This window comes from Streptomyces pseudovenezuelae, assembly GCF_029892565.1.
In the GTDB taxonomy this organism is placed as follows: Bacteria; Actinomycetota; Actinomycetes; order Streptomycetales; family Streptomycetaceae; genus Streptomyces; species Streptomyces pseudovenezuelae_A.
This window is the reverse complement of the sequence record NZ_JARXVH010000017.1, coordinates 1-21,164: the sequence shown is the minus strand read 5'-3', so window position 1 is coordinate 21,164 and position 21,164 is coordinate 1. Positions and strand designations below refer to the sequence as shown.

General features: G+C 70.2%; 23 protein-coding genes. 11 read left to right on the top strand and 12 right to left on the bottom strand.

Translation table 11 applies throughout. The features are described 5' to 3' along the window. The first annotated feature begins 147 nt into the window (after positions 1 to 147). The 6 genes from M2283_RS39060 to M2283_RS39035 all read left to right on the top strand — a co-directional run bounded on the left by M2283_RS39060 (position 148) and on the right by M2283_RS39035 (position 5,149). Positions 148 to 1,233, top strand: a complete 1,086-nt coding sequence (locus tag M2283_RS39060; RefSeq protein ID WP_280881272.1) for an energy-coupling factor ABC transporter permease — start codon at positions 148 to 150, stop codon at positions 1,231 to 1,233. Position 1,234: 1 nt separating this feature from the next. After that, on the top strand, positions 1,235 to 1,996 hold the full coding sequence (gene cbiQ, locus M2283_RS39055; protein WP_280881271.1) for a cobalt ECF transporter T component CbiQ: 762 nt from the start codon (positions 1,235 to 1,237) through the stop codon (positions 1,994 to 1,996). After that, positions 1,984 to 2,769, top strand: coding sequence for an energy-coupling factor ABC transporter ATP-binding protein (locus M2283_RS39050; protein ID WP_280881270.1), 786 nt, complete (start codon positions 1,984 to 1,986; stop codon positions 2,767 to 2,769). The genes cbiQ and M2283_RS39050 overlap by 13 nt, the downstream gene beginning before the upstream one ends. A gap of 133 nt (positions 2,770 to 2,902) precedes the next feature. Beyond that, on the top strand, positions 2,903 to 3,358 hold the full coding sequence (locus tag M2283_RS39045) for an organic hydroperoxide resistance protein (protein WP_280881269.1): 456 nt from the start codon (positions 2,903 to 2,905) through the stop codon (positions 3,356 to 3,358). Positions 3,359 to 3,480: 122 nt separating this feature from the next. Further along, positions 3,481 to 4,647, top strand: coding sequence for a serine hydrolase domain-containing protein (locus M2283_RS39040; protein WP_280881268.1), 1,167 nt, complete (start codon positions 3,481 to 3,483; stop codon positions 4,645 to 4,647). 85 nt (positions 4,648 to 4,732) lie between these two features. Next, on the top strand, positions 4,733 to 5,149 hold the full coding sequence (locus M2283_RS39035; RefSeq protein WP_280881267.1) for a RidA family protein: 417 nt from the start codon (positions 4,733 to 4,735) through the stop codon (positions 5,147 to 5,149). A 9-nt stretch (positions 5,150 to 5,158) separates the two neighbouring features. On the opposite strand, the gene M2283_RS39030 is transcribed toward M2283_RS39035, so the two are convergent. Further along, entirely contained in the window at positions 5,159 to 5,863 is a 705-nt protein-coding gene (locus M2283_RS39030; RefSeq protein WP_280881266.1) for a Clp protease N-terminal domain-containing protein, read from the bottom strand. 280 nt (positions 5,864 to 6,143) lie between these two features. Here M2283_RS39030 and M2283_RS39025 point away from each other — a divergent pair, with 280 nt between their 5' ends. Further along, positions 6,144 to 7,007: an LLM class flavin-dependent oxidoreductase gene (locus M2283_RS39025; protein WP_280881265.1), complete on the top strand. Its 864-nt coding sequence runs from the start codon at positions 6,144 to 6,146 to the stop codon at positions 7,005 to 7,007. 27 nt (positions 7,008 to 7,034) lie between these two features. Here the strand turns inward: M2283_RS39025 and M2283_RS39020 are convergent, their stop codons facing one another. After that, a complete protein-coding gene (locus tag M2283_RS39020) occupies positions 7,035 to 7,565 on the bottom strand; it encodes a kinase (RefSeq protein WP_280881419.1) in 531 nt (176 codons plus the stop codon). A 136-nt stretch (positions 7,566 to 7,701) separates the two neighbouring features. Between M2283_RS39020 and M2283_RS39015 the strand changes: the two genes are divergently transcribed. Then, positions 7,702 to 8,040, top strand: coding sequence for a hypothetical protein (locus M2283_RS39015; RefSeq protein ID WP_280881264.1), 339 nt, complete (start codon positions 7,702 to 7,704; stop codon positions 8,038 to 8,040). Positions 8,041 to 8,044: 4 nt separating this feature from the next. Here M2283_RS39015 and M2283_RS39010 read toward each other — a convergent pair whose 3' ends face one another. The 5 genes from M2283_RS39010 to M2283_RS38990 are packed head-to-tail and all read right to left on the bottom strand — an operon-like array spanning position 8,045 to position 11,030. Next, positions 8,045 to 8,890, bottom strand: coding sequence for a DMT family transporter (locus tag M2283_RS39010; protein ID WP_280881263.1), 846 nt, complete (start codon positions 8,888 to 8,890; stop codon positions 8,045 to 8,047). Continuing rightward, positions 8,887 to 9,402 (bottom strand): YbaK/EbsC family protein, encoded by a 516-nt coding sequence (locus M2283_RS39005; RefSeq protein ID WP_280881262.1) that lies wholly within the window; start codon positions 9,400 to 9,402, stop codon positions 8,887 to 8,889. The genes M2283_RS39010 and M2283_RS39005 overlap by 4 nt, the downstream gene beginning before the upstream one ends. A gap of 55 nt (positions 9,403 to 9,457) precedes the next feature. Then, positions 9,458 to 10,012: an isochorismatase family protein gene (locus tag M2283_RS39000; protein ID WP_280881261.1), complete on the bottom strand. Its 555-nt coding sequence runs from the start codon at positions 10,010 to 10,012 to the stop codon at positions 9,458 to 9,460. Further along, positions 10,009 to 10,188, bottom strand: coding sequence for a DUF397 domain-containing protein (locus M2283_RS38995; protein WP_280881260.1), 180 nt, complete (start codon positions 10,186 to 10,188; stop codon positions 10,009 to 10,011). The genes M2283_RS39000 and M2283_RS38995 overlap by 4 nt, the downstream gene beginning before the upstream one ends. Then, positions 10,185 to 11,030 carry a helix-turn-helix domain-containing protein gene (locus M2283_RS38990; protein ID WP_280881259.1) on the bottom strand — a complete coding sequence of 282 codons (846 nt, stop codon included), beginning with the start codon at positions 11,028 to 11,030 and terminating at the stop codon, positions 10,185 to 10,187. Before M2283_RS38990 ends, M2283_RS38995 begins: the two co-directional genes overlap by 4 nt. A 139-nt stretch (positions 11,031 to 11,169) precedes the next feature. Here M2283_RS38990 and M2283_RS38985 point away from each other — a divergent pair, with 139 nt between their 5' ends. Both M2283_RS38985 and M2283_RS38980 read left to right on the top strand, forming a co-directional pair. After that, on the top strand, positions 11,170 to 11,619 hold the full coding sequence (locus M2283_RS38985; RefSeq protein ID WP_280881258.1) for an ATP-binding protein: 450 nt from the start codon (positions 11,170 to 11,172) through the stop codon (positions 11,617 to 11,619). 25 nt (positions 11,620 to 11,644) lie between these two features. After that, positions 11,645 to 12,760 carry a protein kinase family protein gene (locus M2283_RS38980; RefSeq protein WP_280881257.1) on the top strand — a complete coding sequence of 372 codons (1,116 nt, stop codon included), beginning with the start codon at positions 11,645 to 11,647 and terminating at the stop codon, positions 12,758 to 12,760. Here the strand turns inward: M2283_RS38980 and M2283_RS38975 are convergent. The 3 genes from M2283_RS38975 to M2283_RS38965 all read right to left on the bottom strand — a co-directional run bounded on the left by M2283_RS38975 (position 12,742) and on the right by M2283_RS38965 (position 16,315). Beyond that, positions 12,742 to 13,155, bottom strand: a complete 414-nt coding sequence (locus M2283_RS38975) for a hypothetical protein (protein ID WP_280881256.1) — start codon at positions 13,153 to 13,155, stop codon at positions 12,742 to 12,744. The genes M2283_RS38980 and M2283_RS38975 overlap by 19 nt on opposite strands. Positions 13,156 to 13,328: 173 nt before the next feature. Further along, a complete protein-coding gene (locus M2283_RS38970; protein ID WP_280881255.1) occupies positions 13,329 to 15,545 on the bottom strand; it encodes an MMPL family transporter in 2,217 nt (738 codons plus the stop codon). A gap of 167 nt (positions 15,546 to 15,712) precedes the next feature. After that, a complete protein-coding gene (locus M2283_RS38965; protein ID WP_280881254.1) occupies positions 15,713 to 16,315 on the bottom strand; it encodes a TetR/AcrR family transcriptional regulator in 603 nt (200 codons plus the stop codon). Between the two features lie 202 nt (positions 16,316 to 16,517). Here M2283_RS38965 and M2283_RS38960 point away from each other — a divergent pair, with 202 nt between their 5' ends. Next, the gene (locus M2283_RS38960) at positions 16,518 to 19,760 is read left to right on the top strand and encodes a S41 family peptidase (RefSeq protein WP_280881253.1); all 3,243 of its coding nucleotides are present in this window, start codon (positions 16,518 to 16,520) and stop codon (positions 19,758 to 19,760) included. Between the two features lie 158 nt (positions 19,761 to 19,918). Here M2283_RS38960 and M2283_RS38955 read toward each other — a convergent pair whose 3' ends face one another. Then, positions 19,919 to 20,104: a hypothetical protein gene (locus M2283_RS38955; protein WP_280881252.1), complete on the bottom strand. Its 186-nt coding sequence runs from the start codon at positions 20,102 to 20,104 to the stop codon at positions 19,919 to 19,921. An 87-nt stretch (positions 20,105 to 20,191) separates the two neighbouring features. Continuing rightward, positions 20,192 to 21,076 (bottom strand): SDR family oxidoreductase, encoded by an 885-nt coding sequence (locus M2283_RS38950; protein WP_280881251.1) that lies wholly within the window; start codon positions 21,074 to 21,076, stop codon positions 20,192 to 20,194. Positions 21,077 to 21,164: the final 88 nt, after the last annotated feature.

Sequence of the window (21,164 nt, the reverse complement as noted above, 5' to 3'; positions counted from 1 at the left end):
TAACCTATGTGAAAGCTGTGCGTCCGCTTCTCCTCCAATGTCGCACATTTTCCTGTTCTCGCTCCTTGACGTCGGACAAGTCACATGCACGATTCAGGAGCTTCTAGCTCTTGCAAAGGGTTCGCAATAAGCCTCTATTATCGAACGGTGCATGTGCCTGACGGATTCATCAACGCCCCCACCTCCGCCGTGACCGGAGTCGTCGCAGCGGGCGCCATCGCCGTGAGCCTGCGCGGCGCGCGCCGCGAGCTCGACGAACGCACCGCGCCACTGGCAGGTCTGGTGGCCGCGTTCATCTTTGCCGTACAGATGCTCAACTTCCCCGTCGCGGCCGGAACAAGCGGCCATCTGCTCGGCGGAGCGCTGGCGGCGATACTCGTCGGCCCCTACACAGGGGTCCTCTGCGTCTCCGTCGTCCTGCTCATGCAGGGCATTCTCTTCGCGGACGGCGGCCTGACCGCGCTCGGCGTGAACATCACCGACATGGCGATCGTCACGACGGTCGTCGCGTACGCGGTGTTCCGGGGACTGGTGAAGGTGCTGCCGCGCAAGCGGCGTTCGATCACCGTCGCCTCCTTCGTCGCCGCGCTCCTCTCGGTCCCGGCCGCCGCGGTCGCCTTCACGCTCCTCTACTCCGTCGGCGGCACGACGGACGTCTCCATCGGCAAGGTCGCGACCGCGATGATCGGCGTGCACGTCCTGATCGGCATCGGCGAGGCGGCGATCACGGCGCTGACCGTGGGCGCGGTGATCGCCGTACGCCCCGACCTCGTCCATGGGGCGCGCGGTCTGGAGCAGAAGCTCAAGCTGCGGGTGGGCGGCGCGCTCGTCGACGTACCGGCGGCCGAGGCAGCGCATACGGCGCCCGTCGCGGCGCGCACCTCCCGGCGCGCGCTGTGGATCACCGGTCTGGTGACCTCCCTCGTCCTCGCCGGGTTCGTGAGCTTCTACGCCTCCTCGAACCCCGACGGCCTGGAGAAGGTCGCCGCCGACAAGGGCATCGACGAGAAGGCCGAGCAGCACGCGTCGGCCGACTCCCCCCTCGCCGACTACGGCGTCAAGGCTGTCGAGAACGCCCGCCTGTCCGGGGGGCTGGCGGGCGTTCTCGGCGTGGGTGTGACCATCGTCGCGGGCAGCGCGGTGTTCTGGGCGGTGCGCCGCCGGCGTACGTCCGACGACGTCTCGCCCACGAGCACCGCGGGCACCACCGGCGCCGCGAACACGAGCGTCTGACGTGGGAGCGGGGCACGCGCACCGGCTGTACCGGCACGGGCACTCGCCCGTGCACGCGCTGCCGCCGCACACCAAGCTCGCCGCCGTCCTCGCCTTCGTGGTGGTCGTGGTCTCCACACCGCGCGAGGCGATGTGGGCGTTCGCGCTGTACGCCGTCCTGCTGGGCGTCGTCGCGTACGTCGCACGCGTGCCGGCCGGCTTCCTCCTCGGCCGGCTGCTGATCGAGGTGCCGTTCGTCGCGTTCGCCGTGCTGATGCCGTTCGTCGCGGAGGGCGAGCGGGTGGACGTGCTGGGCCTGTCCCTGAGCGTCAACGGCCTGTGGGGCGCGTGGAACGTGCTCGCCAAGGGCACCCTCGGCGTCGCCGCCTCCGTCCTGCTGGCCTCCACCACCGAACTACGCGAACTCCTGCTGGGCCTGCAGCGGTTGAAGCTCCCGCCGCTGCTCGTGCAGATCGCGTCCTTCATGATCCGCTACGGCGATGTCATCGCGGACGAGATGCGGCGGATGCGGATCGCCCGCGAGTCACGGGGTTTCGCGGCCCGGGGTGTCCGGCACTGGGGCGTGCTCGCGAAGTCGGCGGGGGCGCTGTTCATCCGCTCCTACGAGCGCGGCGAGCGCGTGCACCTGGCGATGATCAGCCGCGGGTACGCCGGTTCGATGCCAGTCATCGACGAGGTGACCGCCTCCCGGGCGCAGTGGTCGTACGCCCTCGCGCTCCCCGTCGCGGCCCTGGCCGTCTGCGTGTTGGGATGGACCCTGTGAGTACCGCTTCCCCCGCGTCCGCCGGGCCGCCCGCCTCCCTGGAGGTCTCCGGCCTCGCCTACGCCTATCCCGACGGCCATCAGGCCCTGTTCGGCGTCGACTTCACCGTCGGACGCGGCGAACGGGTCGCGCTGCTCGGCCCGAACGGCGCCGGCAAGACCACCCTCGTCCTGCACCTCAACGGCATCCTGACCGGCGGCGCGGGCACCGTGCACGTGGCCGGACTGCCGGTCGGCAAGCGGCACATGGCGGAGATCCGGCGCCGGGTCGGCATCGTCTTCCAGGACCCGGACGACCAGCTCTTCATGCCGACGGTCCGCGAGGACGTGGCGTTCGGCCCGGCGGCGGCCGGGATGAAGGGCGCCGAACTGGAGGAACGGGTGCGTACGGCCCTGGAGTCGGTCGGCATGGCGGACTTCGCGGACCGTCCCCCGCACCACCTCTCCTTCGGCCAGCGCCGCCGGGTCGCCGTCGCCACGGTCCTCGCCATGGAGCCGGAGATCCTCGTGCTGGACGAGCCCTCCTCCAACCTCGACCCGGCCTCCCGCCGCGAACTCGCCGACATCCTGCGCTCGTTGGACGTCACGGTCCTGATGGTCACGCACGACCTGCCGTACGCCCTGGAACTGTGCCCGCGCGCGCTGATCCTGAGCGAGGGCGTGATCGCGGCCGACGGGAAGACTGCGGAGGTGCTCGCGGACGAGGAGCTGATGCAGGCGCACCGACTGGAGCTGCCGTTCGGCTTCGATCCGCGGTCGGTGACGGCTCGCTGAACCCGGGTCGGCCCCCCTGAACTCGGGTTACCGACGGTTGCTACCCCCGGGTAACACCTGCGGACCTACCGACCAGTACCGTGGGCAGGATGTATGTGGCACCTATGCACACTCGCCCCGGGGGAGGCCGGTCATGACGGACGACGCGGTCGCAGTCGCCGTGGACACCCGTCCGACGAAGATCATGTACGTCGCCGAGGCGACCGCGCACGGCGGGCGGGACGGCTACGTCACCAGCCAGGACGGCCAGATCGAGCTGAAGGTCGCGATGCCGCCGGAGCTGGGCGGCGACGGCAACGGCACCAACCCGGAGCAGCTCTTCGCTGCCGGTTACAGCTCCTGCTTCCACAACGCGCTGGTGCTGGTGGGCCGCCGTTCGGGCTTCGACCTGACCGGTTCCACGGTCGCCGCGAAGGTCGGCATCGGTCCGAACCCGCAGCGCGGCTACGGCCTCGCGGTCGCCCTCAGCGTCTCGCTCCCGGTCCTGGACCCGGACATCGCCGCGAAGCTGGTGGACGCGGCGCACGAGGTGTGCCCGTACTCGAACGCGACGCGCGGGAACGTCGACGTCACGATCCTGCTGGGTTGAGGCCTGCCGTCGGGGCATCGGGACATGGGGCCGCCGGGGAATCGCATGCCGGAGGAGGGCGTTTCTCCCCACAGTGAGGGCGTTTCCCCACAGTCGCGGGTGATCCGGAGGGAAGTACGGGCGTGGACGTGAACGGCGTGGTGGCCGAGGGCTTCGAGCCGGTCAGGGAGGCGTTCGCGCGGAACTTCGAGGTGCTCGGGGACCGGGGCGCGGCCGTCGTCGTCTACCGGGACGGGCACCGGGCCGTCGACCTGTGGGGCGGCACGAAGGACATCGACGGCACCGAGCCGTGGCAGCCGTCCACCGCGCAGATCGTGCGCTCGGCGACCAAGGGCGTCGCCGCCGCCGTACTCCTGCTGCTGCACCAGCGCGGAGAGCTGGACCTGGACGCGCCGGTGGGCGAGTACTGGCCGGAGTTCAAGGCGGCCGGCAAGGACCGGACGCGGGTGTGGCACCTGCTCGCGCACCGCGCCGGCGTCCCGGTCCTCGACCGCCCGCTGACCCCCGCGCAGGCCGCGGACCCCGTGCTGGGCGCCGAGGCGGTCGCGGCACAGGCGCCGGTCTGGGAGCCGGGCACGGACCACGGGTACCACGCGCAGACGTACAGCTGGCTGACGGGCGGGTTGATACGGCGGATCACGGGCCGTTCGCCGGGCGAGCTGATCGCCGACGAGATCGCGGGCCCGGTCGGCGCCGATCTGTGGCTGGGACTGCCGGCTTCGGAGGCGGCACGCGTGGGCCGGGTCGCGCAGGTGGACCCGCCCCCGGAGCCGGCCGGCCTGCGGACCCGCCCCAAGCGGGCGGTCGCCGACGCGTACGCCGACCCGCACTCCCTCACCAACCGCGCCTTCGCCACGATCACCCCGCTCCCCGACGAGAACGACCCGGCGTACCGCGCCGCCGCGCTCCCGGCCTCCAACGGGATCGCGACGGCGGACGGTCTGGCGCGCTTCTACGCGGCCCTGATCGGTGAAGTGGACGGCGGGCAGCGGCTGTTCACGCCGGAGACGATGGAACTGGCCCGCACGGAGCGCTCCGCGGGACCGGACCGCGTGCTCGTGGTGCCGACCCGCTTCGGCCTCGGCTACATGCTGCACGGAGCCGCCTCCCCGCTCCTCTCCCCCACCTCCTTCGGCCACCCCGGCCGCGGCGGCGCCCTCGGCTTCGCCGACCCGGATTCGGGTATCGCCTTCGGCTATGTGACGAACGGTTTCCGGGCGAGCGTGACGGCGGATCCTCGGGCACAGGCGTTGGTGCGGGCGGTGCGGGCAGCCTTGTCGGCGGAGTAGGCGGGGGCGGCGCGTAGGCGCGGGGTCGGCGGACGGGAACGGGCGGGGCTGGAATGGGCGGAGGTGTGCGGGATGTTCCCCGTCCATGACGCCCAAGGACGACGACGCCCGCACGATCACCAACCCGCCCGCGCTCCACGACCCCACCCCCTTCGGCTACAGCCACGCCGTCTCGGCACCCGGTGAACTCGTCTTCATCGCCGGGCAGTACGCGTCCGACGCGACGGGGTCACCCGTGCCGGGCGACTTCGCCGCGCAGGTGGACGTGGCCTTCGACCGACTGCGGTCGGCGCTGGCGGGGGTGGGGCTCGGCTTCGAACACGTGGTGCGGCTGGGCACGTTCGTCGTCGACCACGACGTCACGAAGCTGGAGGCCCTGGGCAAGGCGCTGCACACGCACTTCGGGGACCGCCTGCCGGCCCAGACCCTGAGCGGCGTCGCGTCTCTCGCGCTGCCGGGGATGCTGTTCGAGGTGGACGCGGTGGCGGTACGGCGGGTCTGAGTCTTTTGGTCAGTCCTTGTCGGGCGCGGCGAGCCGTTTGGCGACCTCGGTCTTCACCGTCTCGTGCAACTCGTCCGATGTGAAGCCGAGGTTGCGCAGGATCTGCGCGGCCGGGCTCTCCTCGACGTGGATCAGGCCCAGCAGCGAGTGTTCCGTGCCGACCCAGTCGTGGCCGAGTTCGGCCGCCACGCGGCGGGCCTGCCCGATGGCGTCCTTGCTCTCCGGCCGGAACGCGATGTGACCCCGCAGCGCCTTCGCCCCGGCCGGCGGCAGGGCTTCCTCGATCGCGTCGCGGACGCGTTGCTCCGACTCGGTCTTCGCCACCAGCACCTCGTACGCCAGGCCGCGCGGTTCGCCGAGCAGGCCGAGCAGCATGTGTTCGGTGCCGATGGAGTCGTGCCTGTGCGTACGGGCGGCCTCCTGCGCCAGCACGATGCTGTGCCGGTTCAGGTTGGTGAACCTCTCGAACGGGCCGGGCGCGTGGCGCTGTTGGGCGGCCTGTTTGGTCACGCCGATGGCGTCGCCGATCTCGGTCCACGACGCGCCGCCCTGCTTGGCCTTGCTGACGTAGTGGTCGATGAGCTGGTCACCGAGGTCGGACAGGGTCTGGGCGCGCAGTCGTGCCTCGCTGATGCGGCCCAGTTCGTCGGATTCGGGCAGTTCCTCGTCGAGACGGGCGATCAGGTCGGCGAGGCTGATGTCGAGTGGGCTCATGCGTCAACTTTAAATTGACGGCCTCCAATCGTCAACCGGTAATTGACGATTGATGTGGCTGCCGGGGCGGGTGCGTGGCTGTCGGGGCCGGGCAGTGGCCGTCAGGGCCGAGGTCGGCCCAAATCCAGTTGTCCCCGCCCTCCACAACGCCCTACGGTGAGGGCACTTCGACGAGACGTTCCCCAGAAGCAAGCCGCAGGGCGGGAGCGTCCCACCTCCTCGATGAGGTGCCGGAGGGGCGGCAGCAGCTTTGTCGACCCTTCCTTTCGGAGGCTCCTTCATGAACGTCGGTATCGGCCTGCCCATCGGCGACCCCGCCGCCCTGCTGACCTGGGCGCAACGCGCGGACGCCGGCCCCTTCACCACCCTCGGCCTGCTCGACCGTCTCGTCTACGACAACCCCGAGCCGTTGGTCGCCCTCGCCCTCCTCGCGGGCGCCACCTCCCGCATCCGCGTGCAGACCGAGGTCCTGCTCGCCCCGCTGCGCGACACCGCACTCCTGGCCAAGCAGGCGGCCACCTTGGACCGCATGACCGGCGGCCGCCTCGTCCTCGGCCTGGGCGTCGGCGGCCGTGAGGACGACCACCGGGCCTCGGGCACCGACATGCACACGCGGGGCCGGCGCCTGGACGAACAGATGGCGGTGATGCGCCGCCTCTGGGCGGGCGAGCCGTACGAGGACGGTGTCCGGGGCGGAGTCGAGGTCGGCCCGATCGGCCCCGCCCCCGCTCGGCCCGGTGGCCCCGAGGTCCTCTTCGGCGGCTTCCAACCCGCCGCGATCGAACGCGTCGCCCGCTGGGGCGACGGTTTCCTCGCCGCCGCGGCCCCCTCCTGGGCGGGCGGCCTGTTCGACACCGCGCGCCGGTTCTGGAAGCAGTACGACCGCCCCGGCGAACCGCGCATCGTCGCCCAGGTCAACGTCGCGCTGGGCCCGGACGACGTGATCCAGGACGCCCGCACCAACATGCACGCGTACTACGCCTTCACGGGCATCGCCGACCGCATGGTGTCCGGCATGCTCACCACGCCCACCGAGATCCACGAGGCGATCACCGCCTTCACCGACCTCGGCGCCGACGAGGTGATGCTCTACTGCTACGGCGTCGACCCGAACCAGGTGGACCGCCTGGCGGACATCCTGTGACGGCCGCCGGGGCGTAACCGGCCGAGGTCAACGGTCCACGGCAGGCAGCGTGGCCAGGCCGGTGTCGAGCATGATCCGGTCGACGGTCTCGGTGAGGGTGCTGTCCGCCCCGATGACGGTCTCGACCGCGCCGGGCAGCAGATCGCGCGGCCGGTACCAGTCCCTCAACTGCGCCTCACCGACCTCGTCGGCGATCGGCTTGGTGGCGTGCCGGGCCACGGTCTCCTCGAACGGGATGTCCAGGTAGTAACTGTGCGTCGGCCCACGGTGGTCGGCGCACAGCCGGGCAAGCATCTCGCCGTAGTGGTCGGCATACAGGATGCCCTCCACCACGACATGGAAGCCGGCGTCGAGGGCGTAGCGCGCGGTCAGGCCGATCAGCCCGATGTTCGCCGCCCCCGGCCGGTCCCGCTCGCGCAGCACGATGCGCCGCAGGTTGTCCTGACCGACCAGCGCCAGTCCACGTCCGAACCGCTCCCGCAGACCGGCGGCGACGGACGACTTGCCCGAACCACTGTTGCCCCGCAGCACGACCAGCCGAGTCTCATCGCCACCCATCTCCACGCCGAGCAAGCTACCCACCCATCCGCTCACGCCGCGGCCCGACTACCGTCACCTGCGGCGTTGGCTGTCCTCCCGCACCGCCGAATCACCGAATGAAACGACTCAAGGGGACCTGATGCGATCTAGGGCCGTGTTACTCGTCCTGTTCCTGATTCCACTGCTGTGGGGTGTGGTGTCCCTGCTCAGAGCAGGCTCCGCCTACGGCATCCCTGACTGCCCCGGGCTTCACCTGGGCGCGGACGGCGAGGACCACCCCGGCCGCATGAGGCGTGGCGACACGTGCCAACTCTCCTACGACACCGTCACCGGTCACTCGGTCGGCACCAGCACGTACCAGCAACTGAAGTTCGCCCAGGACCTGAAACGCCGATCCCTCTACCGTCAGGGAACTTGCTTCACGCTGTACGGAATGGCGGGGACGGGCATAGTGATCGCCGCTACCAGGAGGCGCAGCCCAGCCGCTCAGTGACGTCTCAACCGGCCCGCAGCATCAACCCGATCCCCGCCACCAGCAGTACGGCGGCCACGATCCGGGAGACTCCGAAGCGTTCCTTGAAGAAGATGGCGCCGATGGCCGCGCCGACGATGATCGACGATTCGCGGAGGGCGGAGATCGGTGCCAGTTCCGCCTTGGTCTGGGCCCACAGGACAAGGCCGTACGCGGCGACCGACAACGCCGCACCCAGTAGGCCGAGTGTGGCGAACGGGCGTAGGACCGTGAGGAGTTCGCCTCGCCAGCGGGTGGCCGCGTACGCCGGGATCGCCACGCCCTCCGCCGCCATCAGCCAGGCGATGTAGCCGAGCGACGAGCCCGAGGCGCGGACGCCCAGGCCGTCGACGACCGTGTACGCGGCGATGGTCAGGCCGGTGGCCAGGGCGGCGCCGATCGCCGGCCAGTTGGGACGGCTGCCGCGCAGGCCCCAGACGGCGACGCCGGTCAGGCCGGCGCAGGACAGGGCGATGCCCGCGGCGGCCCAGGCGTTGGGGACCTCGTGGGCGAAGACGGCGGCCAGGAGGGTGACCACCAAGGGCGCGGTGCCGCGGGCGATGGGGTACGCCTGGCCGAAGTCGCCGAGCCTGAACGACCGCATCAGCAGCACGAAGTACGCGATGTGGATGACGGCGGAGACAAGGAGGTACGGCCACGCTGCGGCCGCCGGCACCGCCACGAACGGCATCATCGCCAGGCCGATCAGCACCCCGCCGCCCGCGATCAGCGTGAACCCGACCAGCTTGTCGGTGATCTGGTGGGCGATCGCGTTCCAACTGGCGTGCGTGACCGCGGCCAGCAGGACGGCCGTGGCCACCACGGGGGTCACGAGTCGCGCTCGCGCACGTCCACGAGGGTGGCGCCGGCGTGGGCGACGAGTTCCTTGGGTTCCATCGGGAAGACGGTGTGCGGGTTGCCGGCCGCGGCCCACACCACGTCGTGGTCGAGCAGCGAACGGTCCGCGAGTACGCGGGTCTTGGTGCGGTGTCCGAAGGGCGGCACCCCGCCGATGGCGTACCCGGTCGTCTCCCGTACGACGTCCACCTTGGCCCGCGTGACCTTCTCGGCGCCGAGTTCCTGACGGACGCGTTCGACGTCCACCCGCGACGCCCCGTCCATCAGCACCAGTACCGGGACGCCGTCCGCCGCGAAGATCAGCGACTTGCAGATCTCGCTCAACTCGCACCCGATCGCGGCGGCGGCCTCGGCGGCGGTACGGGTCGCGTCCGGGAAGCGGCGGATCCGGCCGAGCAGGTCCGCCAGCCCCAACTCCCGCAGCGCCTCGGCGAATCGGGGGCTGGCTCCGGAGTCCTGGGTGTCTTCGGTGTCGTTCGTGGTCATGCAGGCACGGTAATGGTGGGTGCCCGGGGCATGCGACCGAGTTCTGGCCGCCTCCTCAGTTCCCGAACGTCACTTCTTTCGTCTCGGCGACCTCCGCCGTGCGGCCCGGGGCCTCGTGGTACTTCCAGTACAGGTTCGTGTGCGCGATGACCTGCTCCGGCGGCGGCGCACCCCACCGGCTCAGGTCCGACGTCGTGTGGGCGTCGCCGACGAGCGTCACGTCGTAGCCGCGTACGAAGGCGCCGTGGATCGTGGACCGGATGCACGCGTCGGTGGACGCGCCGACCACGACGAGGCGTCCGACCTCGGCCTCGGCCAGTACGTCCTCCAGGCTCGTGTCCTCGAAGGAGTCGGGGTAGCGCTTCGGCACGAGGGGTTCCGGGTCGCGACGGGTCAGCTCCGGCACGTACTGCCAGGCGTCGCTTCCCTGCGGCACGTTGTCGTCGGAGTGCTGCACCCAGACGACCGGCACGGAGCGCTCTCGCGCGCTGTCGACGAGCCCGGCGATATTGGCGACGACCGCGTCACGCGCGTACGCCTCGGCCACGACGCCGACCTGCACGTCGATCACCAGCAGAGCGGTGTTGGGACGGTCGGACAGGGTGGTCATAGCCGCTCCAGGAAGTCGGTCCAGGTGGTCGGGGTGACAGTGACGTGGGCTGACCGGGGGGACTTGGAGTCACGGATGTGGATCGTGGTGGGGGCCACGGCCACTTCGACGCAATCGCCGGGTTCGTTGTCATCGCTGTAGCTGCTCTTGAACCAGTGGAGTTGCGTGGTGCTCATAGTCGCCCCAGTAGTCGTTCGATGAGCTCTCGTGACTCTCCTGGTGTGAGAGCCTGCGCCCGGATCATTCCATAGCGCAACTCAAGGATCCGAAGATCCCGCGGGTGCTCAACCGGACGCCCGCTGAACGCTCCGGGGGACCGCCCGATCGCCGTGCCATCAGCGAACTTCAGCACCTGGATCCGGCCCGAGCCTCCTGCGTGCTCCTCCAGATCGGTAGGCATGATCTGCAGTGAGACGTTCCGCAACTCCGATACCTCCAGAAGGTGTTCGAGCTGACGCCGTAGAACCATCCTTCCCCCGATGGGTCGTTCGGGCGTCACCTGTTCCTGGACAAAGCTGAGCATTGGGGCGGGCTCCCTTCCGAAGATCTCCTTTCGGACCATGCGGGCGGCCGTTTCACGCTCCACGACCTCTTCGCTGAGCGGAGGCTGCCTCATCCCGAACAGCTTCCGCATGTACTCCGGCGTCTGCAGCAACCCGTTGATGTTGTGGCTGCTGTAGAACAACAGCTCGACCGCCCGCTCCTCCAGTTGCGTCAGCTCCCGCAGCTTCTTCGGGTACCGAGCCCTCCGCATGTCTTCCATGAAGGCCCTCAGATGTCCTTGGGCGTTCAGCAGTTGGTCCGCCTTGTCCAGGAACTCCGGCCTCGGAATGCGTACCCCGCGCTCGATCTTCCGGATCATGTCCTCGCCGTGGCGCATCGCCTCCGCCAGGTCGGCCACACGCATCCCCGCCGCTTCACGGAAAACCCTGAGCATCCGTCCCACCGCCTGGACCAACGGCTCGATCTCGTCGCAGGGTTCGATATCCCAACCGGCCTCGTCCTCAATCACGTTCATGCCCCACCTCCACATCGCAATTCCGTACCCGTACGACCTCCGAGACCGACGAGACAGTGCGGGACAAAGCCGAGACAGTCACGCTACGTACCAGCACCACCACTCACCCAGGGAAGCAAAAGCGGCCACTCTGAGTGACATGAATCAAGAAGTCACCACCCCTCCCCAGCCTCAACCCCAGCCCGACCCCCAACCCGACAACCCCATCCGCAACTTCTCGGTCCCCCTCTCCCCCACCCCCCGAGGCGCCCGCCTCGCCCGACTGCTCGCGTCCGAACAACTCCGCGCCTGGGAACTCCCGTTGGAGAAGGCAACGCAGATCGTCGCCGAGCTGGCCGCCAACGCGGTGACGCACGGTCGCGTACCGGGAAGGGACTTCCGTCTGACCCTCTACGTCGTCGGCGACACCCTCCGTATCGAGGTCACCGACACCCGCGCCGACGTCCTCCCCCGCCTCGCCCCCACCGCAGACGCCGAGTCGGGGAGAGGCCTCGTCCTGGTGGAGGCCCTGTCGGATCGATGGGGCGTGGGCATGGGGCCGTATCCACGGAAGACGGTGTGGGCCGAGTTGAATACCGACCAGCGCTGAACACCCCATACTTCTGGAGCCGCCGATGTCCGAGACCGAGCCTCTCCCCGCAACCGCAACCGCAACCGCCGCCGCAGACACAGGCACAGGCGCTCGCCTCGCCGCCCACACCACCGTCGGCACCCGGCTCTCCCTGCTCAGCGACCTCCGGCTCGCCGACGCCGTGGCCGCCGCACCAGCCGTCGGTTCGGGGATCGGGGGGCGGCGGGCCGAGATGGAGGTCGAGGGGACGGCCGTATTCGTGAAGCGAGTCCCGCTGACGGACGTCGAGTTGAGGCCGGAGCATGTGCGCTCGACGGCCAATCTCTTCGGGCTGCCCACCTTCTACCAGTACGGCGCCGGGTCGGCGGGGTTCGGCGCCTGGCGGGAACTCGCCGCGCACCTCATCACCACCGCCTGGGTCCTGCGGAACGAGTACGCCGGTTTCCCGCTGCTGTATCACTGGAGGGTGCTGCCCGATCAGCCCCCGACCGACTTCGCGGACGAGTTCGGCGGGATCGAAGGAGCCGTCACCCACTGGGACGGGTCGGATGCCGTACGCCGTCGGCTGGAGGCCATCGGGCGGGCCGACTTCAGCCTCGTACTGTTCCTGGAACACCTGCCCCGCACGCTCGGGGACCGGCTCGCCGACGTCCCTGACCATCGCTGGGCGGCGGACGCCCTGTCGCGGGGGACGGAGTTCATGAGTTCACGCGGGTTCGTGCACTTCGACGCGCACTTCGCCAACGTGCTCACCGACGACCGGCAGATCTACTTCGCCGACTTCGGTCTCGCCCTGAGCCGCGACTTCGAACTCTCCCCGCAGGAAGCCGAGTTCCTCACCGACCACCTCGTGTACGACCGCAGCTACGCGCCCACCCACCTGCTGCGCCACCACCTGCCGGAGGCCGTACGCGGCGGGAAGGAGCACGGGGTCTTTCTTCGCGAGTGGAGCGAGGGGCGCCGACCGGCCACCGCCCCCGACGCCACCACCACCGTCCCCCCGGACATCGCCGCTGTTCTCGACCGCCACGCCCCGCACGCTCTCGTCCTCGACGGCTTCCACCGCCGGCTGCTCACGGAGAGCAAACGGACTCCGTTCCCGGCGGCCGAGGTCCGGCGGGCGCTGGACGCCCGCCCGGCTCACGCCCACGGAGTCTGAGCGGGAGCCGCCTGCCGAGCCGCCTCCGCGCGCTGGCGGCGACCGGCGATCAGACCGCCCGCCGCTCCCAGCGAGACCAGGCCCATCATCGCGGCGGCCAGGATGCCCTTGATGCCGTCCATCGTGAAGTACATGGCGACCGCGGTACCGCCGTTGAAGAGGAACAGGAACCAGAGGGTCCCCGGTCGGGACAGGAACGCCTTGATCTTCGGCTTCTTCGCGATGCGCGAGCCGGCGACGAGCGCGACCACCGCTCCGGCGGCCGTGGCGATGTTCTTGCCGGTGCCGTCGAGGACCGTACCCGCGGCCGTGCTGGCGGCGAGGCCGCCGACGAAGCAGCTCCACAGGACGAGGTCGGCGACGAACTTCTTGACGGCGGCAATGGGAGAACGCATCGGAGGGCCTTTCTGACCAGGGAAGACATGGAGTTCCGGATCTCTTCGATCCGGTGTCCACGATCCCGTCCGGCGCCTCCCGCAACGAGGGAGCGGCCTCCCGAACCCGGGGTGTAGCGCACTACACCCTGCGGGTTCGAGAGGCCGCCGTGACTACCTCCGGGCCAAGCCTTCTAGGCCCGGACCAGCTCCTTCTTCTCGTCCGGATCCGCCTGCGCGTCCGACAGGGCCTTGAGGCCCTCGCCCTCGACGTCGACGTTCGGCAGCACCCGGTCCAGCCACTTCGGCAGCCACCAGGCCCGCTTACCGAGCAGCGCGAGAACCGCCGGCACGATCGCCATGCGGACGATGAACGCGTCGAAGAAGACCGCGATCGCGAGGCCGAAGCCGATCATCTTGATCATGGACTCGCTGGAGCCGATGAAGCCCGCGAAGACCGCCATCATGATCACCGCTGCGGCCGTGACCACCCGTGCGCCGTGCCTGAAGCCGGTGACGACGGCCTGGCTCGCCTTCTCGCCGTGGACGTAGGCCTCTCGCATACGGGTCACGAGGAAGACCTCGTAGTCCATCGCGAGGCCGAAGACCACGCCGACCATGAAGATCGGCATCATCGACATGACCGGGCCGGTCTCCTCGACGCCCAGCAGGCCCGCGAACCAGCCCCACTGGAAGACCGCGACCACCGCGCCGAGCGCCGCCATGACGGAGAGCAGGAAGCCGAGGGCCGCCTTCAGCGGAACCAGGATCGAGCGGAAGACCACGATCAGCAGGAGGAAGGCCAGGCCCACGACCAGGATCAGATACGGGATCAGCGCGTCGTTCAGCTTCTGCGAGACGTCGATGTTCATCGCCGTCGTGCCGGTGACCAGCACCGTCGCGTCGGTGTCGGCCTTGATGTCGGCGCCCGCGTCACGGATGGAGTGCACCAGGTCCTCGGTCGTCACCGACGAGGGCTTGGAGTCGGGGACGACGGTGATCGTCGCGGTGTCGCCGGCCTTGTTGAAGTTCGCCGGGGTGACCGACTGGACGTCCCCCAGACCCTTGATCCGGTCGCGGACCTCGGTCACCGCCGCCTTGGGGGAGTCGCTGTCCTTGGCGTCGACCGCGATCATCAGGGGGCCGTTGAAGCCGGGCCCGAAGCCGTCCGAGAGGAGGTCGTACGCCCGTCGCTGGGTGGTGGACGTCGGCTGCGAACCGTCGTCGCCCAGGCCCAGTTCGAGGGAGCTCGCGGGGATGGCCGCGGCGCCCAGGGCCACGACGCCGAACAGCAGCACGGCGACCGGACGGCGTACGACGAAGCTCGCCCAGCGCGTGCCCATGTTGGGCTTGTCGGCCTTCTTGGCGGCGCGGGCCCCGCCCAGGAACCTGCTCTTCTGGCCGGCCGGCTTGACCTTGCGGCCCGCGTAGCCGAGCAGCGCCGGGATCATCGTGAGGGCGATGAAGACCGCGATGGCCACCGTGCCGGCGGCCGCTATGCCCATCTTCGTCAGCATCGGGATGTTGACGACGGAGAGGCCGACCAGTGCGATGACCACCGTCAGGCCCGCGAAGACCACCGCGGAGCCCGCCGTGCCGACGGCCCGTCCGGCCGCCTCCTCGCGATCTCGGCCGTCGGCCAGTTCGGCTCGATAGCGGGAGACGACGAACAGGGCGTAGTCGATACCGACCGCGAGGCCGATCATCATCGCCAGGGTGGAGGTCGTCGAGCCGAGGTCAAGTGCGCTGGCCAGGCCGGTGATCGCCGCGACCCCGATGCCCACGCCGATGAGGGCCGTCAGCAGGGGCAGACCGGCCGCGATCAGCGAGCCGAAGGTGATGACGAGGACGACGGCCGCGACCGCGATGCCGATGATCTCGGTGGATCCGGTCTCCGGCGTCGTCTGCAGGGCGTCACCGCCGACCTCGACGGTCAGCCCGGCGTCCTGCGCCTGCTTGGCGGCGTCCTCCAGGGCGTCCCGTGAGGAGTCCTTGAGCTCCATGCCGGAGACCTTGTAGCTCACCGAGGCGTAGGCGATCGTGCCGTCCTTGCTGACGGCTTTCGACTTGAACGGATCGGCGACGGAGGTGACCTCCGAGCCGTCGGCCAGTTCGTCGACGGTCTTGGTGACGGTCGCCTTGTTGGCGCCGGCGGAGATCTTCTCGCCGGCCGGTGCCTTGAAGACGACCCGCGCGGTGGCGCCGTCGGCGGTCGTACCGGGGAAGCGCTGTTCCAGCAGGTCGAAGGCCTTCTGGGCCTCGGTCCCCGGGACCGTGAAAGAGGTCGTTCCCGCGGCCGGGGCGCTGGCCGCGCCCACACCCACGAGGGTCAGCAGTGCCACCCAGAACAGGGCGACGAAATGCCGTCGCCTGAAGGCGAACCGGCCGAGTTTGTAGAGGATCGTGGCCACGAGGGCGTCTCCCGGTCAGGTCGTGTGGTGGTGCGGGGCAGGGGTGATCAACCCGGCGGGGAGGCAGGGGTGATCGTCCCGACGACTTGAGCGGTGACGTCAGGTGGCGAGGTGGTGCAGTGGGTGCGGGGAGGCTTCAGCTGGTGGGTACGCCTGAGGCGGGGGGATCAGCTGGTGGGTACACCGAGGGCGGGGAGAACCACGGCGTCGATGTACGAGACGAGGAAGGCCTGGCTGGGCGGCTCGTCCTCGAGCAGCGCCTTGGTCGCGAAGCCGCCGACCATCATGTGCACCACGAATTCCAGCGCGGGGCAGTCCGCGCGGACCTCGCCCCGGTCGATGGCACGCCGGATCATCAGGTTGAAGCCGGTCATCTCCGGCTCGACGAGCTGCGCCCGGAAGGCCCGGCGCAGATCCGGGTTGTTGTGCATCGCCATGGCGACGCCCCGCATCAACGACGAGTTCTTCTCGATGGTGCAGTCGTCGTCGAGCCTGATGGAGGCGTGCAGGTCGCCCCGGAGCGAGCCGGTGTCGATGCCCTCGCTGTGGTCCGGCTTGGTGTGCTTGATGGCCCGTACCACCAGCTCGGCCTTGCCGCCCCACTGGCGGTAGAGCGTGGCCTTGCTGGAACGGGTGCGGGCGGCGACGGCGTCCATGGTCAGGGCGTCGTAGCCGACTTCGCGGAGCAGGTCGAGCACGGCCTCGTAGAGCTCGGCCTCACGCTCGGGCGTGATCCGACTGCGACGCGCCGTTGCGACAACCTCGGTCATGCCTCTCACCTTCTCACTCCGCGTGCTCACTCGTTCGTACAACCATGAAGATACCCCGATCGCCAACGAAACGAAACCGTTTCGTACGTGCGCTGGGTCACGTGTGTGAGGGATCCGTAAGAACGACCCGCCACAAGGGCCCGTGAAAGTTCGAGACGGTTCACGAGTTGCTGGTGCCCATCAGCCGGAAAAGCATGGGGAGGTGAGCTATCTGCGCCTGCCTCATCTCAGCGGTGACCTGTTGTGCTTCGTGGCCGAGGACGACCTCTGGCTCTCCCCGCTCGACGGCCGGGAGCGTGCCTGGCGGCTGACCGTCGACCGCACGAAGACCGGCCACCCCCGCTTCTCGCCCGACGGCCGGCAGATCGCGTACACGAGCTGGCGCAGTCTGGTGCCCGAGATCCATCTCGTGCCGGTGGACGGCGGGCCCGGGCGGCAGCTCACCTACTGGGGCTCGCCCGACACCCAGGTCTGCGGCTGGGACCCGGGCGGCACGATCCTCGCCGTCGCCTCCCACGGCGAGCCCTTCTCGTACTTCACCTGGGCCTACAAGGTCGCCACCGACGGCGACCCGGGGCGCAAGCTGCCCTGGGGCCCGGTCTCCGACATCCAGGTCGCCGACCTCGACGACGAACGCAGGACCCTGCTCCTGACCGGCACCCCGCCGCACGAACCGGCCGCCTGGAAGCGTTACCGGGGCGGCGCCACCGGCCGCCTCTGGCTGCACGGGGAACGGCTGCTGGCCGACCTCGGCGGGCACCTCGACTCCCCCATGTTCGTCGGCGGCCGGATCGCCTTCCTCTCCGACCACGAGGGCGTCGGCAACCTCTACTCCTGCGCGTACGACGGCTCAGGGCTGCGCCGGCACACCGACCACGACGCCTTCTACGCCCGGCACGCGGCGAGCGACGGCACCCGGGTGGTGTACCAGTGCGCGGGCGATCTGTGGATCGTCGACGACCTCGCCGCCGGCTCCGAACCGCGCCGCCTGGAGGTACGGCTCAGCGGGCCGCGCGCGGGCCGGCGGACGTACCAGGTGCCGGCCGCCCAGCACGTCGACGGGCTCTCGGTCGACGAGACGGGCCGCGCGAGCGCCGTCGTGGTGCGTGGCAGCCTGTACTGGCTGACCCACCGCGACGGTCCCGCGCGCACCATCACCGACACCCCGGGCGTACGGGCCCGGCTCCCGGAGATGCTCGGCTCGCTCGGCCAGGTCGCCTACGTCACGGACGCCGAGGGCGAGGACGCGGTCGAGATCGCCTCCCTGCCCCGCGCGAGCGGCGACCGCGAGCCGCGCCGCCTCGCCTCCGGCGAGCTGGGCCGGGTCCTGGAACTGGTCGCCGACCCGCGCGGCGAGCGCCTCGCCATCGCTTCCCACGACGGCCGGCTGCTCCTCATCGACGCCACGGAAGACTCCAACGGGGAGGTCACCGAGCTGATCCGGTCCATCAACGGGCCGGTCCGCGACCTCGCCTTCTCCCCGGACGGGGCCTGGCTGACCTGGTCGCACCCCGGCATCGGCCGCTCGCTGCGCCAGATCAAGATGGCCCGCATTGCGGGACTCGCGGGCGGCGAGCGCCTGATCGTCGACGTGACGAACGGCCGCTTCGAGGACGAGAACCCGGTCTTCACCCGGGACGGCCGCTACCTCGCGTTCCTGTCCTGGCGCGGCTTCGACCCGGTCTACGACGTCCACACCGGAGACCTCTCCTTCCCGCTCGGCTGCCGCCCCTACCTGGTCCCGCTCTCCTCCGCGACGCCCTCCCCCTTCGCGCTGAGCCCCGAGGGCCGCCCGGCCGCCGGTGGCCTGGACCCGGTGGAGGAGGAGGGCGCGGACGGCGCGGTGACCGTCGAGGTGGAGGGCCTGGAGAGCCGGGTCACGCCCTTCCCGGTCACCGCCTCCAAGTACTCGGCGCTGTACCCGGTCGCGGGCGGCGGACTGGTCTGGCTGCGCTGGCCGATCTCGGGCGCGCTGGGCGAGACCTTCGCCAACCCGGACGACACCAGCGGGCGGCCGACCCTGGAGTACTTCAACATCAGCAAGGCCAAGAAGTCCGAACTGGTCGACCACCTCGACTGGTTCGCGATCAGCGGCGACGGCACCCGGCTGGTCGTGGTCGACGAGGACGAACTCCGCGCGGTCCCCTCCACCGAGTCCGGCGACGGCGACTCGACCGTCTGGATCGACCTCCGCCGCATCCTCCACGAGGTCGACCCGCCCGCCGAGTGGCGCCAGTCCTACGAGGAGGCCGGCCGCCTCATCCGCGCCTACTTCTGGGACCCCGGCATGTGCGGCATCGACTGGGACGCGGTCCTCGACCAGTACCGCCCGCTGCTCGAACGGGTCGCCTCCCCCGACGAGTTCGCCGACCTGCTGCGCGAGGTCCTCGGCGAACTGGGCACCTCCCACGCCTACGTCACCCCCGCCCGCCGCAACGAGGGCCCACCGCACTACCAGCGCCGACAGGGCCTGCTCGGCGCCAACTTCGTGCGCAGGGAGGAGGGTTGGACGATCCACCGCATCCTCCCCGGCGACTCCTCCGACTCCAAGGCCCGCTCCCCGCTGGCCGGCACGGGCATCCGCGAGGGCGCCGTCCTCACCCACGTCGACGGCCGCCCGGTGGACGAACTGACCGGCCCGTACCCCCTGTTGGCGGGCGCGGGCGGCACCACGGTGGAGCTGACCTTCACCCCGGCCGAGGGCGAGGCGGGCCGCGCCCGCCGCGTCGCCGTCGTCCCCCTCCTCGACGAACGCCCCCTGCGCTACCAGGACTGGGTGGCCAAACGCCGGGCGGTGGTACGGGAGTTGAGCGGCGGCCGCTGCGGCTACCTCCACATCCCCGACATGGGCGGCTCCGGCTGGGCCCAGTTCAACCGCGACCTGCGGATGGAGGTGTCACGCCCGGCGCTGCTGGTCGACGTACGCGGCAACGCGGGCGGCCACATCAGCGAGCTGGTCGTCGAGAAACTGACCCGAGTGATCCTGGGCTGGGACCTGACCCGCAACGCCCAGCCGGTCTCGTACGCCGGAAACGCTCCCCGAGGCCCGGTAGTAGCCCTGGCCGACGAAGCGACGTCCTCCGACGGCGACATGATCACCGCCGCGTTCAAGCTGCTCAAGCTGGGCCCGGTCGTCGGCCAGCGCACCTGGGGCGGAGTCGTCGGCATGACCGGCCGCCACCGCCTCGGCGACGGCACGGTCATCACGGTCCCGATGAACGCGGCCTGGTTCGACGCGTACGGCTGGAGCGTCGAGAACCACGGCGTCACCCCCGACCTGGAGGTCCTCCGCACGCCCCTGGACTGGGCGGAGGGCCGCCACGTCCAACTGGACGACGCGATCCGCCTGGCCGTCGACCTACTGGAGACGAGGGCACCGGCGACACCGCCGGACTACTCGGCGGTCCCAGACCGGTCGAGGCCAAAGTTGCCGCCGCGAGAGTGAGGGGCAGGCGGCAACGCCCTGTCTTTGTCTTTCAGGGGCGCGGGGAACTGCGCGACCAGCCCCCACGCACCCGCACCCGACAACGCACCCCTCCCAGCAACACAAACGTGGGGCACCCCAGCACACAGGGCACCCCACGTCCGTAGGACAGGACAGACCTAGACGTCGAAGTCCTGGTCCATACGGTCCTGCTCCTCCTGCTGACGCTGCGGAGCACCCCGCTCGGACTCCTCGTCACGGCGGCTGGACCGCTTGGAGGCCTCGTCCTTGGCCTCCTCCATCTTCTTCTTGGCCTGGTCCTGCCACTCCTGCGACTTGTCCTGGAACTGGTCCTTCATACCCATGTGGGTTCACTCCCGTATCGAGTGGGGGGAAGGCCCTTGGTCGGGCCTCGACCAGATTCACACGCCAGGACAACCCTCGCATTTCGATCAGTCACGGTGCGTAGCGCGAGCCTCCTCATCCGCCGTCCCACCTGCACCGACGAGCCCGCCGCGCATGCCCTCCAACCGTGACCCGAACCGCTTCATCTCCCGCTGCCCCACCGTCCCGATGACCCCCGGCAGATACCCGCGCACCCCCTGCATCCCCCGCAGCCACCACTGCCCGTACACATGGCTCGACCGCCGCTCGATCCCGGCGACGATCCGGTCGACGGCGGGCCCCAGCGGATACGTCTTGTTGGACGGCCACGGCAACCGCTGGCGCAGCTCCCGCATCACCTCGTCCTGGTCCGCCCCGCGCACCATGTCGGTGTCGGTCCAGGACAGATACCCGACCCCGACCCGCACGCCCTTGTACCCGACCTCGGCCCGCAGGCTGTGCGCGTACGCCTCCACACCGGACTTGGAGGCGCAGTACGCGGTCATCATCGGCGCCGGCGTCATCGCCGCGAGGGAGGCGATCTGGAGCAAGTAGCCCCGGCTCTCCATCAGTTGGGGCAGGAACGCCCGGGCCGTCACCGCCGACCCGATCAGGTTCACCTCGATCACCCGCCGCCAGGCGTCCGGATCGGAGTCGACGAACGGACCGCCCGTCGCCACACCGGCGTTGGCGACCACGATGTCGATCTTCCCGAACCGCTCCTTCACCTCCCGCGCCACCCGGGCCATCGCCTCGTGGTCGGTGACGTCGGCGTACCAGTGGTCGCTGTCGCTGTGCAGCCGCTCGGAGACCTGCTTGAGGGCGTCCGGTTCGAGCCCGACCAACGCCACCTTCACGCCGCGCGCGGACAGCTTGCGGGCGAGCAACTCCCCGACGCCCCGCGCCGCTCCGGTGACGACGGCGACCTGTCCTTCGAGACCGACCCTGCTCATTAGAGGACCATCCTTTCTGCAGCCCTCACGAGTAGGGTTGTGACCTCTCGGTCCCGGTGGGTGCATGGCCAGTAGTGCGAGCCGTTCG

Excerpts from the sequence above, each read along its gene's own strand:
- M2283_RS38990 (WP_280881259.1), bottom strand. The coding sequence starts at position 11,030 with ATGAACGTGATTGAGGACGAGGCCGGTTGGGATATCGAACCCTGCGAC.
- M2283_RS38975 (WP_280881256.1), bottom strand. The coding sequence starts at position 13,155 with ATGCGTTCTCCCATTGCCGCCGTCAAGAAGTTCGTCGCCGACCTCGTC.
- M2283_RS39045 (WP_280881269.1), top strand. The coding sequence starts at position 2,903 with ATGACGGACGACGCGGTCGCAGTCGCCGTGGACACCCGTCCGACGAAG.
- M2283_RS38950 (WP_280881251.1), bottom strand. The coding sequence starts at position 21,076 with ATGAGCAGGGTCGGTCTCGAAGGACAGGTCGCCGTCGTCACCGGAGCG.
- M2283_RS39050 (WP_280881270.1), top strand. The coding sequence starts at position 1,984 with ATGGACCCTGTGAGTACCGCTTCCCCCGCGTCCGCCGGGCCGCCCGCC.
- M2283_RS38965 (WP_280881254.1), bottom strand. The coding sequence starts at position 16,315 with ATGACCGAGGTTGTCGCAACGGCGCGTCGCAGTCGGATCACGCCCGAG.
- M2283_RS39000 (WP_280881261.1), bottom strand. The coding sequence starts at position 10,012 with ATGACCACCCTGTCCGACCGTCCCAACACCGCTCTGCTGGTGATCGAC.
- M2283_RS38995 (WP_280881260.1), bottom strand. The coding sequence starts at position 10,188 with ATGAGCACCACGCAACTCCACTGGTTCAAGAGCAGCTACAGCGATGAC.
- M2283_RS39005 (WP_280881262.1), bottom strand. The coding sequence starts at position 9,402 with ATGACCACGAACGACACCGAAGACACCCAGGACTCCGGAGCCAGCCCC.
- M2283_RS39035 (WP_280881267.1), top strand. The coding sequence starts at position 4,733 with ATGACGCCCAAGGACGACGACGCCCGCACGATCACCAACCCGCCCGCG.
- M2283_RS38955 (WP_280881252.1), bottom strand. The coding sequence starts at position 20,104 with ATGGGTATGAAGGACCAGTTCCAGGACAAGTCGCAGGAGTGGCAGGAC.
- M2283_RS39030 (WP_280881266.1), bottom strand. The coding sequence starts at position 5,863 with ATGAGCCCACTCGACATCAGCCTCGCCGACCTGATCGCCCGTCTCGAC.
- M2283_RS39020 (WP_280881419.1), bottom strand. The coding sequence starts at position 7,565 with ATGGGTGGCGATGAGACTCGGCTGGTCGTGCTGCGGGGCAACAGTGGT.
- M2283_RS38980 (WP_280881257.1), top strand. The coding sequence starts at position 11,645 with ATGTCCGAGACCGAGCCTCTCCCCGCAACCGCAACCGCAACCGCCGCC.
- M2283_RS38985 (WP_280881258.1), top strand. The coding sequence starts at position 11,170 with ATGAATCAAGAAGTCACCACCCCTCCCCAGCCTCAACCCCAGCCCGAC.
- M2283_RS39025 (WP_280881265.1), top strand. The coding sequence starts at position 6,144 with ATGAACGTCGGTATCGGCCTGCCCATCGGCGACCCCGCCGCCCTGCTG.